The sequence below is a fragment of the Kribbella hippodromi genome (assembly GCF_039531045.1).
GTDB lineage: Bacteria > Actinomycetota > Actinomycetes > Propionibacteriales > Kribbellaceae > Kribbella > Kribbella hippodromi.
In genome coordinates, this window is sequence record NZ_BAAAPH010000003.1 from 116,708 (window position 1) to 129,568 (window position 12,861).

General features: G+C 68.2%; 12 protein-coding genes. 10 read left to right on the plus strand and 2 right to left on the minus strand.

Going from position 1 to position 12,861, the window contains the following annotated elements; genetic code table 11:
- The first annotated feature begins 136 nt into the window (after positions 1-136).
- The 8 genes from ABD260_RS05405 (at position 137) to ABD260_RS05440 (ending at position 8,896) form a co-directional block, all read left to right on the plus strand.
- Entirely contained in the window at positions 137-2,635 is a 2,499-nt protein-coding gene (locus tag ABD260_RS05405; protein ID WP_344232208.1) for a TIGR03773 family transporter-associated surface protein, read from the plus strand.
- A complete protein-coding gene (locus ABD260_RS05410) occupies positions 2,632-4,158 on the plus strand; it encodes an anchored repeat ABC transporter, substrate-binding protein (RefSeq protein WP_344232209.1) in 1,527 nt (508 codons plus the stop codon). The genes ABD260_RS05405 and ABD260_RS05410 overlap by 4 nt, the downstream gene beginning before the upstream one ends.
- Positions 4,155-4,952, plus strand: a complete 798-nt coding sequence (locus tag ABD260_RS05415) for a choice-of-anchor M domain-containing protein (protein ID WP_344232210.1) — start codon at positions 4,155-4,157, stop codon at positions 4,950-4,952. Before ABD260_RS05410 ends, ABD260_RS05415 begins: the two co-directional genes overlap by 4 nt.
- Positions 4,949-5,695 carry an anchored repeat-type ABC transporter ATP-binding subunit gene (locus ABD260_RS05420; RefSeq protein ID WP_344232211.1) on the plus strand — a complete coding sequence of 249 codons (747 nt, stop codon included), beginning with the start codon at positions 4,949-4,951 and terminating at the stop codon, positions 5,693-5,695. The genes ABD260_RS05415 and ABD260_RS05420 overlap by 4 nt, the downstream gene beginning before the upstream one ends.
- On the plus strand, positions 5,692-6,552 hold the full coding sequence (locus ABD260_RS05425) for an anchored repeat-type ABC transporter permease subunit (protein WP_344232212.1): 861 nt from the start codon (positions 5,692-5,694) through the stop codon (positions 6,550-6,552). The genes ABD260_RS05420 and ABD260_RS05425 overlap by 4 nt, the downstream gene beginning before the upstream one ends.
- A 25-nt stretch (positions 6,553-6,577) precedes the next feature.
- Entirely contained in the window at positions 6,578-7,234 is a 657-nt protein-coding gene (locus tag ABD260_RS05430) for a choice-of-anchor M domain-containing protein (RefSeq protein ID WP_344232213.1), read from the plus strand.
- Positions 7,231-7,872: a choice-of-anchor M domain-containing protein gene (locus tag ABD260_RS05435; protein ID WP_344232214.1), complete on the plus strand. Its 642-nt coding sequence runs from the start codon at positions 7,231-7,233 to the stop codon at positions 7,870-7,872. Before ABD260_RS05430 ends, ABD260_RS05435 begins: the two co-directional genes overlap by 4 nt.
- 574 nt (positions 7,873-8,446) lie before the next feature.
- The gene (locus ABD260_RS05440; protein ID WP_344232215.1) at positions 8,447-8,896 is read left to right on the plus strand and encodes a serine hydrolase; all 450 of its coding nucleotides are present in this window, start codon (positions 8,447-8,449) and stop codon (positions 8,894-8,896) included.
- A gap of 228 nt (positions 8,897-9,124) precedes the next feature.
- Here the strand turns inward: ABD260_RS05440 and ABD260_RS05445 are convergent, their stop codons facing one another.
- Positions 9,125-9,745 (minus strand): hypothetical protein, encoded by a 621-nt coding sequence (locus ABD260_RS05445; protein WP_344232216.1) that lies wholly within the window; start codon positions 9,743-9,745, stop codon positions 9,125-9,127.
- A 267-nt stretch (positions 9,746-10,012) separates the two neighbouring features.
- Here ABD260_RS05445 and ABD260_RS05450 point away from each other — a divergent pair, with 267 nt between their 5' ends.
- Entirely contained in the window at positions 10,013-10,876 is an 864-nt protein-coding gene (locus tag ABD260_RS05450) for a DUF3592 domain-containing protein (RefSeq protein ID WP_344232217.1), read from the plus strand.
- Between the two features lie 82 nt (positions 10,877-10,958).
- On the opposite strand, the gene ABD260_RS05455 is transcribed toward ABD260_RS05450, so the two are convergent.
- Positions 10,959-11,687, minus strand: coding sequence for an aspartate/glutamate racemase family protein (locus ABD260_RS05455; RefSeq protein ID WP_344232218.1), 729 nt, complete (start codon positions 11,685-11,687; stop codon positions 10,959-10,961).
- Between the two features lie 136 nt (positions 11,688-11,823).
- Between ABD260_RS05455 and ABD260_RS05460 the strand changes: the two genes are divergently transcribed.
- Positions 11,824-12,843 carry a hypothetical protein gene (locus tag ABD260_RS05460; RefSeq protein WP_344232219.1) on the plus strand — a complete coding sequence of 340 codons (1,020 nt, stop codon included), beginning with the start codon at positions 11,824-11,826 and terminating at the stop codon, positions 12,841-12,843.
- Positions 12,844-12,861 lie beyond the last annotated feature (18 nt).

Here is a 12,861-nt window from a genome sequence, read left to right on the forward strand (position 1 = left end):
CGAATGGATCTGCGCGCAAGCGGCGGCCGCGTACCCGACCGGTTACCGGTGTCCGGCGGCGAGTTTTCCGCGCCGTTCAGCCTCCGGCGCTCAGCGCTTGCTGAAAATGATTGTCGATTCAGTTAAGGTTCCGGTCGTGACCGCCACTCACCTGAGAATCCGCCTGCTGCCCGCTGCCGTCTGTCTGCTGCTCGGCTGTCTGCCGTTGCTGATTCCCTGGTCCGCCAAGGCTGCGGCCCCCGAGGTGCTGCGCGCGGTGCATGCCGACGTGCTGCACACGACGTACGACGGAAGTGCGCTGAAGCTGGCGACCCGGATCGGGACCGGGGACTACCGGGAGGCGGATCCGGCCGGGTTGGTGTTCAACCTGGAGGATCGTGGATCCGCCAGGGTCGAACTGCCGGAGGCTCCGGCGTTCGCGTTCCTCGGCAAGCCGGGTGACCCGGTGTGGATCGCGCCGGAGTCGCAGGATCCCGAGCTGATCTGGCCCGGCTGGGACACCGAGACGATCGCGGCCGGCCAACTGAAGGACGATGCCGTCGACCTGACGCTCGTGGACGCTCAGGGTCCTGGTGCGGTCGAGGTGTTCTTCAACTACGACGAGTTCACCGGGGTCGTGCCTCGGCTGTTCAGCTCGGCCGACCCGGCGTACCGGACCGTCCATCAGCCGATCGGACGGCACGTGCACGCGAACTGGTCGTTCAGCGCGCTCGGTACCTACAAGCTCACGTTCCAGGCCTCGGCTACGACGGCGGCCGGTACGGCGGTCAGCTCGGGTCCGGTGGTGTACACCGTCGTCGTCGGCCCGTACGAACCACCGATCACGCCACCGACAACACCGCCGACATCGCCCCCGACAACCCCGCCGTCCACACCCCCGACGACAACGCCTCCGACCACGACACCGCCCATGACACCGTCCGCGAGTCCTTCTACCACTCCTCCGACCAGCACACCGACGCCGCCGGCCTGCGTCACCACGGTTCTGTCTGTCGGCCACGTCGACGTCGCCGCACGAACGGTCGGAAGCACCCTGCGGTTCCAGGTGAAGGACGGCACCACCGGTACGGCGGTCTGGCGTGACCCCGGAACGGTTGCCTTCCAGGTGAAACCATCCGCGGACGAGGTGGTGCCCGCGTCGGCGTCGTACCGCTTCCTCGGCCCGGCCGGGGCGACTGTATGGCAGATCCCGCAGACACAGGCAACGGACCTGCTCTGGGCCGGCTGGAACACCGAGTCCGTCGACTACAGCACCTTGAGCGGACCGGCTCGCTGGTCGCTCGACCAGGTCGTGGGGCCGGGCAAGCTGGCGGTCTACCAGTTCGACCAGTTCGGTCAGCCGCTGATCTCGTTCGACAGCGGCAAGAAGCTGCCGCAGGCGATCAGCCTCGCCGGACCGACGCACGCCCACGGCAACTGGGCGTTCACGAAGCTCGGCCTGTACAAGCTCACCTTCACCTACTCCGCCACGACGAAGTCCGGCCGGCACCTGACCGACACCGCCACCCTGCCGGTTGTCGTAGGCAACGACCTCGGCGCCCTCTGCCCCGGCGGAACCACGCCGACCACGACACCCACGACCTCACCGATCACTGACCCAGCACCACCGTCGACGTCGACCCCCACCCACCAGCCGCCGACCACAAAACCCACAATCGCCCCGACCAACGAACCGAGCGCTGCGCCGACCTCGGACAACCAGCCGCGGCCAGCCTCGTCCCTGCGCCCGTGCATCACCACACCCCCTCCGACCAGCACCCGGTCGACCAGCACAAGCCGTCCAACCACGGCAACCACGACGCAATCGCAGGCAGCGGGCACGACACTCACCAACGGCCACGCGGACTACGCCGTACGAATGGAAGGCGGCTCGCTCACCTCCCGGCTGAAGGACGGCACGCAAGGCGGTACGCCGATCTGGCGTGACCCGGCGTCGGTGACCGTTCGGCTAACCTCGGCCGCCGCCACCACCGCGCCCGGTGGCGCCTTCACATTCCTCGGCGCGGCCGGGACGCCGATCTGGCAGATCCCGCAGACGCAGAAGTCCGGCGTGGTGTGGCTCGGCTGGAACACCGAGGAACTGACAGCGACCCAGGTGGCCGGCGGCGGCGTCGACTGGCGCCTCGACAAGCTGACCGGCCCAGGGACGTTAGCGGTGTTCGAGTTCGACTCGTTCGGCCAGCCGAAGGTCATCTTCAACTCCGCCGACGGCCTGCCCGACACCTACCGGATCCCGCTCGGCACCCATGCCCACGGCAACTGGGCGTTCACGAAGCCGGGCACTTACCACGCCACGTTCACCCACACCGCGACCCTTGCCAACGGCAAGAAGTCCACGGACGCCGCGACCATCACCTTCAGCGTCGGCAGCTCCGGCGGCGCCCGCTCGCTCAACGCCGCACCGACGTCAGCAACCACCACGCCCGCAGGCACCGTCTCGGCCGCAGGCACCGTCTCGGCCGCAGGCACCGTCTCGGCCGCCGGCGCCGCGTCGGACGGCGACGCTCTGTCGGCCGGCAACTGCAAGCTCGCGGCGACCGGCGGCGAGGCGGGGCTCGGCTGGATCGTGGCCGGCGCCGTCGTTCTCGTGGTCGGCGTCGTACTCGTAGCAGCCACCCGCCGGGGTGAACGATGAAACGCACCCTGATCGCGGCCCTCTCCACCACCGCGCTACTCCTCACCGGATGCACGGCCCAAGCTGATGCCGGCGGACGGCTGAACGTGGTCACGACGACCGAGATCCTCGCCGACCTCGTGCAGCATGTCGGCGCCGACCGGGTCAACGCGTCGTCGCTGGTCCCGGCCGGCGGCGACCCGCACTCGTACGAACCCAGACCGGCCGACGCGAAGCGCGTCGCGAAGGCTGACGTCACGTTTACCAATCATCTGCTCCTCGAACCGCAGGCGCTGATCAAAACAATCGACGCCAACTCTGACAAGGACGCGCCGAACGTCTCGCTCGCCGAAGCCGCCGAGTCGTACGGCGCGCACGTGATCCCGTTGGTGGAGAACATCGGCCTCGACGTGCTGTGGCTCGGCCTCCGGGTCCGCGGCGACGGCAAGGCCCGCGGCGCGACCCGCACATCGTCGATCGAACTCACCGCCACGAAACTCGAGGGACCCGGCCAACTGGTCGCCTACCTGACCGAGTCACTCGGCAAACCCGACAAGTACTTCGACTCGACCGACGGACTCGGCCAGGCCGACACGACAACCCTCCCACCGGCCGCGCACACACACCTGAACTGGGCCTTCACCAAGCCCGGCACCTACCGGCTCACGCTGCGGGGCAGCCTCGACGGCAAGCCGCTCGGACAGGGCACGTTCACCTTCGCGGTCGGCGTCGAACCGCACACCGTCAAGCCCGCGGACGGCGGTCCCGCGACGGTACTCGCCGAGGGCCACACCGACCTGACGGTCGACCTCGACAGCGGCCAGGTCTACGCGTACTCCGACACGAAGAAACCCGGCGCCACCCAGACCCAGGTCGCGGCCGGCCGAGTCGTGATCGACGTACCCAACAAGGCTCTCGTCCCAGTTCCCGACGACCAGCGCTTCGCCTTCCTCGGCACACCCGGCACACAGCTCCATCAACTCCCGCAGGCCGTCCTCGGCAAGCACGTCCACGGCGAGATCGACCCGCACTTGTGGGAGGACGTCGCCAACGCCAAGGCCTACGTCCAACTGATCCGCGACACCCTGACCAGCGCCGACCCCGACGGCAAGGACACTTATGACGCCAACACCAAGGCGTACCTTCGCGAGCTGGACGACCTCGACCGGTACGTCCGGACGAAGCTGACCACGATCCCCGAGGGGCGCCGGCAGCTGATCACGACCCACGACGCGTTCGGCTACCTGGCCTCGGCGTACGGCATGACCGTCGCCGGATTCGTCGTACCGAACCCGGCCCAGGAGCCCAGCGTCGAGCAGGTCCGCAAACTGTCCGACACCATCCGCAACCTCAAGGTCCCAGCCGTCTTCACCGAACCGAACCTCGCACAGCGCGCTTCGGTGCTGATCCAGGTCGCCCACGACCAGAGCGTCCAGGTCTGCTCGCTGTACGGCGACACGTTCGACGAGCACGCCCGTTCGTACGTCGCGATGATGCGCCACAACGCCGACGAGCTGCAGCGCTGCCTAGGAGTCGCCCGATGAAACTGCTCGCCGCCCTCCTCCTGGCCCTGGCACCGGTAGCCACGCCACCAACCGGACAAGTTGTCATCAGCGACGGACACGTCGACCTCGGGCCGCGGTTCGTCGACGGCGCCTGGACGATCCAGCTCCGCGACGACACCGCTGACCCGGCGGTCTGGCAGCCGCTCGACAACGTCGTCCTGCATGCGACGGGCAAGACCCAAGTCGCGGTGCCCGACGACCCCGCCTACACGTTCCTCGGCAAGCCCGGGCAAAAGATCTGGGTGATCCCTCAGGTCCAGCAGGCAGGCGTCGTCTGGCCCGGCTGGAACACACAGGACCCAGAGGTCACCGCTCGCGTCGATCGGGACGTGACCTGGACCCTCGAAGGCATGCAAGGGCCGGGCACGTTCACGTTGTTCCTCAACTCCGACTTCGGCAAACCATCGCCGGTGTTCGACAGCCGCAAACCATATCCGCAGCAAACCGGCATCGACGTCAACACCCACGTGCACGGCAACTGGACTTTCGATGCCCCAGGCAGCTATCTGCTCGAGATCGCGATGACCGCGAAACTCACCGACGGCCGGCAGGTCACCGATCGCCGCACACTCCGCCTGTACGCCGGTGACGGAGACGCTCGCGCGGCCTTCGCGGCCGGCCAAGCGGCTCCCACCCCCGCAGCATCACCCGCCGCCGATGCACCGGCGACGTCTGACGACCGCAGCGCGCTGCCATGGATCGCCGGCGGCGGCCTGCTCGCCGTACTTGCCGCAATCGCCGTCGCGGCAGTCGCCTTGAGGAGACGCCGATGACCGTCCTCCAAGTCACTAACCTCGCCGTCGAGCTCGCCGGCCGCCAAGTACTGCATGACGTCGACCTCCAGGTGGACGGCTCCGAGCAGGTCGGCCTCATCGGGCCGAACGGTGCCGGCAAGACCACCCTCCTGCGGTCGTTGCTCGGCCTGATCCCGGTCCGTGCCGGTACGATCACGATCGACGGCAAGACACCGACGCAAGCGCGGGGCACCATCGGCTACGTCCCCCAGCGGCACGAGTTCGTCTGGGACTATCCCGTCCAGGTCCGGACTGCCGTGATGACTGGCCGTACCCATCGCATCGGCTGGCTCCGCCGCCCCGGCGCCGCCGACCAGCAGGCCGTAGCCGAGGCTTTGCAACGCGCGGACCTCACCGATCTGGCCACCCGTCCCATCGGCGAGCTGTCCGGTGGCCAACGGCAACGAGTTCTCGTCGCCCGGGCCCTCGCGCTCCGGCCGAAGCTCCTGCTGCTGGACGAGCCGTTCACCGGACTCGACGTACCGACTCAGGAAATCCTCACCCGGCTGTTCCGCGACCTGACGGCCGAAGGTACAGCCATTCTGATGACCACCCACGACCTTCCGGCTGCTGCCGACACCTGCCACCGGCTGTGCCTGCTCAACCAGACCGTTGTCGCGGACGGCTCGCCGGACGAGCTCCGCGACCCGGCGGTCTGGCTGCGGGCGTTCGGCGTCGCACGATCCGAGCAGCTGCTGCACAGTCTGGGAGTGACCCGATGATCGAGTTCTTCACCGAACCCTGGACGCATGTGTTCATGCAGCGCGCGTTCCTCGTCGTACTGATGTCCGGTGTCGTCTGCGGTGTCATCGGCAGTCACGTCGCGCTGCGCGGGATGGCGTTCATCGGTGACGCGGTCGCGCACTCGGTGTTCCCCGGCATCGCGATCGCGTTCGTGCTCAAGACCAGCCTGGTCCTCGGTGGCATCGTCGCGGGACTCGTCACCGCCCTGTCGGTGGCGGTGTTCGCACAGAACCGGCGGCTCAAGGAGGACACCGTCATCGGTGTCTTCTTCGCCGCCGCCTTCGGCCTCGGCATCGTCGTGATGAGCACCGCGCCCGGGTACGGCGGATCGCTCGAGTCGTTCCTGTTCGGTTCCGTACTGGGGATCAGCACCGGCGATGTCGTCACGGTCGCCGTCGCAGGCGCCGTACTGCTGCTGATCACCGGCGCGCTGCACAAGGAGTTCGTCACGGTCGGGCTCGATCGCGAGACGGCACGTGCGGCCGGGCTGCCGATCTTCTGGCTCGACCTCGCCCTGTACGCGATGGTCACTGTCGCGATCGTCATCTCGATCCAGGCCGTCGGCAACGTTCTCGTCCTGGCGCTGCTGATCACCCCGGCCGCCTGCGCCCGCCTGCTCACCGACCGGATCGGCGTGATGATGCTGATCGCCCCACTCGTCGGCTCGGTCTCCGGGCTCACCGGACTCTACCTGTCCTACGCGTTCAACCTCGCTGCCGGCGGGTTGATCGTGCTCACCGCGACCGCGGTGTTCATCGCGTGCTGGGTGTTCGCGCCCCGGCACGGCCTACTCTCCCGCCGCGGCCCAGCGGCGGCTCGGGTGAATACCAACTAACTCCGTCCAACCCGAAAGGAACTCCATGCGCAAGCCCTATCGCGTGGCACTGCCGGTCACGGCAGTCCTCGCGCTGGCCGGCATCACGGCGTCAGGCACCGTGCCGGCCGATGCCGCATCGAAGGCAGTACTCGACCAAGGACATGTCGACGTTGTCGGCATCGCCTACGAGAACGGCGCGCTCCACGTCCACGTCCACGACGAAGCGCATGCCGTCGAGTACACGCCGTCCGAGGTGCAACTCGTCGCGAAGCCGTCGGCGCAGATCACCGTCCCCGACGACCCGGCGTACCGCTTCCTGGGTACGCCGGGAAGCCACGCCTGGGTACTGCCCCAGGTCCAGGACCCCGACCTGCTCTGGCCCGGCATCGGTGCCGAAGAAGTACCGCCCGGAACGTTCACCGGCGACGCACTGAAGGTCGACCTGGTCGGCGTCAGCGGACCGGCCGACGTCAGCATCTTCACCACCGACGCCTTCGGTACCCCGACGATCCTGGCCGACAGCGGCGACGGCCTGCCCGACACCGTCAGCACCACGGCAGGCGGGCACCAGCACGCCAACTGGGCGTTCGAGGCGCCCGGGTACTACACGCTGAAGGTCCGGGTCAGCGGCACGCTCGCCGCCACCGGCAAGAAGATCACCTCCAGCATCGCGACCTATTGCTTCAAGGTCGGACTGTGAAGGCCCGCAGGCTCGCCGGCAGCCTGATCGCCGGCCTCGCCGCTCTGGTCCTCACGGTTGCCCCGGCCCAGGCCGCGACGACAATCTCCTCGGGTCACGTGGACGCGATCGACGTCGACTGGACCGGGTCCGCCCTGACCCTGGACCTGAAGGACGGCACGGTCACCCCGGCCGTGGACCGGAACCCCGCCGACGTCGTACTCAACGCCGTTTCCACCAGTAAGACCACGGTGCCGTCGAACTCCGCGTACGCGTTCCTCGGTACGCCGGGATCGCCGGTCTGGATCCTTCCGCAAACGCAGGCGAGCGGGATCGTCTGGCCCGGGTTCAGCACCGAGGACGTACCCAGCGGCGTGCTTTCGGGGAACGCCGTCACCGTCAAGCTCGTGTCGGTTGCCGGACCCGCCGACGTGAGTGTCTACACCACCAACGCGCTCGGCACTCCGACCGTCTGGTTCGACAGCGGCAACGGACTGCCCGACACCCGGTCGATCCCGGTGTCAACGCATTCCCACGCCAACTGGGCCTTCGAAGCGGCGGGCACCTACACCGTCGTCTTCGAAGTCACCGCCACCACCTCCGGCGGTACGGCGATCAGCACTGGCCAGAAGACATACACCTTCACCGTCCAGCCTTAGTCCGAGCCGACCTGGAGCGTCGCCGCGCTCCAGGTCGCCTCCCGCGGCAGAGGAGACAAATACGCGGAGCGTTGCGGGGGCTCGGCATCCTCCCACCGGAGCTCCATTCGCGCTCCTGCGGATCCCGGAGTTCGGCGCCGACTGGGAAAGCCCGTCCTGAAAGGCGTCAGCAAATCCGACCGCTAACGCCTCGGTTGGTGGGAGCCGCGCCGCACGGACGGCCAGGTAGAAGCCGGCGAGGCCGTCCGCGTCGCGCCCAGCCCGACTAGGGGGCCGGACAGCAGGCGACCTCAGAAGGAACGGCGTGGCGGCCGGCACCGATTGCATCCGCCGCGCGTCACCTGTGGAAACGGCCGCTTGATCTGGACGATGAATAATCGGCACCCGCCAACCGGAGGGCGCGGTTGGAAAGGCTCAGGAAACATCTGAAGGGATTGCATCTATCTGCATGGCCGGTACGTCGCCGCAGTGACGAGGTGCCGGCAGAACTTGGTCGCCGACCAGGTGTTTGCTGCGCGCTCTTGGAAGGATAGATGCCAATGTCCTCCCCTCAATCGGCAGCCGAGCAGCGGGCTTGCCGAACTTCGCGGAGCCTGACCGGACCCAGGTCACAAACAGCGTCGAGGAGGAGACGAAGCTCCTGCGCCAACGTTCCCGCGAGGTCACGCCGGCTTTCGTCCCGGGTAGCAAGAACTCGTACAGCAGCACCGGCATGATGATCCTCGGCGAGATCGTCGAGACCATCAGCGGGCTGCCGTTCCACGAGTACGTCCAGCGGAGCATCTTCCGTCCCGCGGGGATGACGAGTTCGGCGTACTACACGCGCCCGGCCTGGCTGACCGATCGCCGGATCGCGCACCCGTACATCCACCAGAACGACGGCAGCCGGGTGGACGGCGTACGCAACCTCGACGCCGGCGCCGTGCTCAACGGCGGGCCGGGGACGAACGCCGCGCGGTCGTTCACCGGGTCGGGAGGCGGCGGCGGGTTCTCGTCCGCGCCGGACCTGCTCAAGTTTCGATGACGTGGATACGGATCGCCAGGTCGGTGGGACGGTCACCGCGATCGGTCACCTGCCGGTTCGTCAGCGCCGACAAGGCGGCCGAGTTGCGCCGTACGCTGCCGCTGCACTCCTAGCCGCCGATGGAGGACCCACATCTGCTCCGAGTCCGGCTGGAATCCGTGCACGGGCGACGATCACCAAAGTTGGCGGCGCCGACTTTGGCCTGGCGGTTGACTGCGTGCCGTCGGGTCAGCGTGAACGGGAAGGACCTTCGCGGCGGCGGGCGGCGGACGAGGTGGGGGCAGTCGTCGCCGCATTCGCCGCATTCGCCGCATTCGCCGCATTCGCCGCGTTGGCCGCGTTGGCCGCGTTGGCCGCGTTGGCCGCGTTGGCCGCGTTGGCCGCGTTCGTCGCGTTCGTCGCGTTCGTCGCGTTCGCCGCAGTCGTCGCAGTCGCCGTGCGGGCCGGCCGTGTTGTACCGGGTGGTGCGATGCCGGCGACCACGAAGGTTTGGTAGGCGGACGTCACATCCCAGGTGGCCGGGTCGGCGTCGACCGGGGCCGGCGGTGCGGGTACGGGATCGGGGCCGGGGCCGTCCTTGCGGCGGTCCTTCCGGAGCATCGCGACTTCCATCGGCCGTTGCGGCAAAACGGCGACCTCCTCGTGACCATGCGTGTCGTCGTGACCGGCCAAGTGCTGGACGGCCGGCATGGCAGCGGCTGCGATGTCGTCGCCGGGACATACGACGAAGGCCGCCGCCCGGATGGCGATGGCGCCTGCCTTCAGTCCGATCGCTGTCAGTTTCTTGGCCTTGCCGCTCTCCAATCGGCCGGTAAGCCCTGCCTCGGCCCTGCCAAGCCAGCGCGCCACCGGCCCATGCTCATGGGCATGGTCGTGTCCATGCCCATGTCCATGTCCGTGCCCGTGGTCGTGCCCGTGTCCATGACCGTCCAGCTGTTGTTGCCTGTGTTTGTCGACCATTCGCGTCCTTCCGCACTCGTTCCGCGGAAGACTAACAGTAACGACAATCATTGTCATTAAATCTAGCGCGAACATAGAGTGCAGCTGCCCACGCAGGTGAACGTGGGTGCGGAGGTTGGGATTGGTAGGGCGCGGCTGGGAGGGAGTCTGACGTGCGTGAAGCTACGTGGCATCCTCGAACTGTGGTGGGCGGTTCCCGCCGGGCTGGCGTTGATCGGGTACTTGTGTTCGCTTGCCGGGCTCACCCGCCCGCAGCGGGCGGTGTGGGTCACGGCGCGCGTCGTCGACGTACATCTGCCGGCTCACGGTGACTCCAAGGGCCCTGGGATACCAGTGACCGTTGCCTTCCACGACCCGGCTGACGGGCGAGAGTACCGGCTCCGGCATGCTGGGAAGCGAGGCCTGCCGGTGGAAGCGGCCTGGGTCGGTCAGACGTTTCCGGTGCGATTTCCGCGGGGGCGGCCGGAGCGGTTCCGGTTGGTACAGGAGCTGGCCGGAGAGACGCGAGGACTCGGCGGGCCGAACTGCATGGTGTTCTTGCTGCTGGTGGGTCTGGTCGTCCAGTCGTTCTTCAAGTGGGGCTGGCAAACCGGGCTGATCTGCCTCGGCGGCCTCCTGTTCCTGATCGTGGCGATCAGCCGGGACATCCAGTACGCACGCAACCGCGCCGCGCTGATGGAACACGCGGAAGCGGTGCCGGGCCGAGTGGTTGCTGTCACCAAGGATGTCTATACCGACGGGGAAGGTGACGACATCGTGAACCATGCTCCAGTCGTGGTATTCACCACCCGAGACGGTCGCCGGGTCACCGCGCTGTGCCGGGACGGAATCCCGCAACCTGGCCAGTCGCTCGGCCGCGTACTCACGATCCACTACGCACCTGGCAAACCGTCGGTCTTCACCCCAGACCTCGACCACGACCGTCGCGACCGGGCCGCGAGCATCAGGTTCGTCGTCGGCCTGCTGCTCGCCGGCACCGCGGCAATCGGAACTGGCCTGTACTACTTGCACCCGAGCTGACCCCGCCCGAGCACGGGCGGCCGGTGCCGAGTGCTGGACGTCCTGGCCGAGGTCACCGCTTCGCGCCAGGCCGGTGGACAAGTCACAGGCCTGTCGGACCACCGTGCCAGGTTGCCTGGGGACGCGAGCCGATGGCGACCTCCAGTGCGGCCTCGGCCAGGAGGGCTGTCGAATTCAGGATCGGCAGCGACGAGACGTCGGGCGTGACGAGCAGGGGGAACTCCGTACAGACGAGCGCGACGGCGTCACAACCTTCCCGTTGGGACGATTCGATGATGCCCCCGAAGAGCTGCCTGGCCGAGTCGGTGAAGCGGCCATGGACCAACTCGCTGAACGTAGTTGCCTGGATCAACTCCCTTTCGTGCGCCGCCGGGATCCAGGTCCGGAGACCGTGCGCCGCCATCGCCTGGGGGTACAGGTCGCTTTCCATCGTCCAGTTGGTGCCGAGCACCGCGACCTGGCGGTAGCCGGAGTCGGCCGCTCGCCGCGCGACCACCTCGGCGATATGGAGCCCGGGGATGGCCAACGGCGGTCCGGCGGCTTCGAGCGCGAGATGCGCCGTGTTGTCGGGGCAGACGAAGAATTCCGCGCCGATCTTGGCCAGGCGCTCGGCACTGCCGGCCAGGATCGCCCGGATCGCCTGATGGTCTCCCGATTCCCAGTACGGCATGCTCGCGCCCATCGGTACGCAGTCCATCACCGCCGGCGGGTGCTGGTGCTGCCCGAGCCGATCCATCCCGAGCTCACAGAAGGTCTGAAAGCACGACGCCGCGCCCGGCACACTGTGCGCGACGATTCCCAGAGTTCGCATCGGTTCTCCCACTCGTCGACTGAACCACTCGTTTCAGAGGATACCGACCCGTCAGTGCACCAGGTCGGCGCGCGGCCGCGGTGCGGTTGGCCGGCTGGTCCGGCATGATCGTCGGGACTGAACGCGAGGAGGCGGGATGCAACCGAGATCGGCGGCGGGGGCTCGGGCGCGGGCGGTCGGCGCGCAGGCGAAGGCGATGAAAGAGCTGGCGCGCGGGCGCCGGGAGTCGGCGCTGCGGCACAGTACGGTCGCGGTCGCCGCGGCCGAGGAGGCAGTCGCGATCGCGGATCAGGACGACGACGTCGTCCTGCTCGCGCGGACGCAGACCTGCAAGAGCGAGATCCATGAAGCGCTCGGCGACGGAGCCGAGGCTTTGGCCGCCGCTCGCCAGGCGTTGGACGTGTACGTGCGCCTCGACCGCGAAACCAACAATCCGCAGCGGGTGATGCGCCGGCTGGGCCCCGACTCGGTGATGTTCATGGGCGGTCATCCGCTCAAGGCGCAGTTCGCCCGCCTGTACGCGCAAACCGCGGATGCCCAGTTCACTCTTGCCAGGCTGATCGTCGAGAACCAGGGCGTGGCCGGGGCAGCCGAGGCGCGCCGGCTGGCGGACGTGGCGCTGGAGACGTACCGGGAGCTGGTGCGGTTCGACAAGGTGTACGCCATCAGGGCCAACGAGTTGGCGGCCGAGCACGAAACGCTGACCGGCCGACTGGCAGGTGGGGCCGCCGCCGAAGATCCCGTCCGGGTCGAGGAGAACGAACGGCGCCAACTCCAGGCCAAGGCCACGCGGGCGGAATCACAGGCAGCCAAAGCACGGGTCGATTACCTGGCGCGGAGGTACTCCGACGCGGTCGAGAACATGCGTACCGCGGTCGAGCTGTACCGAGAAGTCGTTCCGCACAGCCTGTGGCACAAGCGTGAGCTGGCCCGCGCGCTCTTCGACTTCGCGCATCACCTCGAAGCGCACGGCAGCAGAACGCCGGCGGTGGACGCGATGGACGAGGCCGGGCGACTCTTCCATCAGGTGAACACGCAGAACGACCGCCGGTTCGCCGCCGAGGTCGAGCTGGCCGCGCGCGAATCCCGCCGGCTGCGGCGGGTGCGGTTGCGGCTCAGTCGTCCACGCACCTCCGTACCGCCGCTCGCGACCTGACTCGGCGGTTTCTGCTCT

Bases quoted from the DNA above. Each gene is read 5' to 3' on its own strand.
- ABD260_RS05410 (WP_344232209.1), top strand. From the start codon at position 2,632: ATGAAACGCACCCTGATCGCGGCCCTCTCCACCACCGCGCTACTCCTC.
- ABD260_RS05415 (WP_344232210.1), top strand. From the start codon at position 4,155: ATGAAACTGCTCGCCGCCCTCCTCCTGGCCCTGGCACCGGTAGCCACG.
- ABD260_RS05420 (WP_344232211.1), top strand. From the start codon at position 4,949: ATGACCGTCCTCCAAGTCACTAACCTCGCCGTCGAGCTCGCCGGCCGC.
- ABD260_RS05425 (WP_344232212.1), top strand. From the start codon at position 5,692: ATGATCGAGTTCTTCACCGAACCCTGGACGCATGTGTTCATGCAGCGC.
- ABD260_RS05430 (WP_344232213.1), top strand. From the start codon at position 6,578: ATGCGCAAGCCCTATCGCGTGGCACTGCCGGTCACGGCAGTCCTCGCG.
- ABD260_RS05455 (WP_344232218.1), bottom strand. From the start codon at position 11,687: ATGCGAACTCTGGGAATCGTCGCGCACAGTGTGCCGGGCGCGGCGTCG.
- ABD260_RS05460 (WP_344232219.1), top strand. From the start codon at position 11,824: ATGCAACCGAGATCGGCGGCGGGGGCTCGGGCGCGGGCGGTCGGCGCG.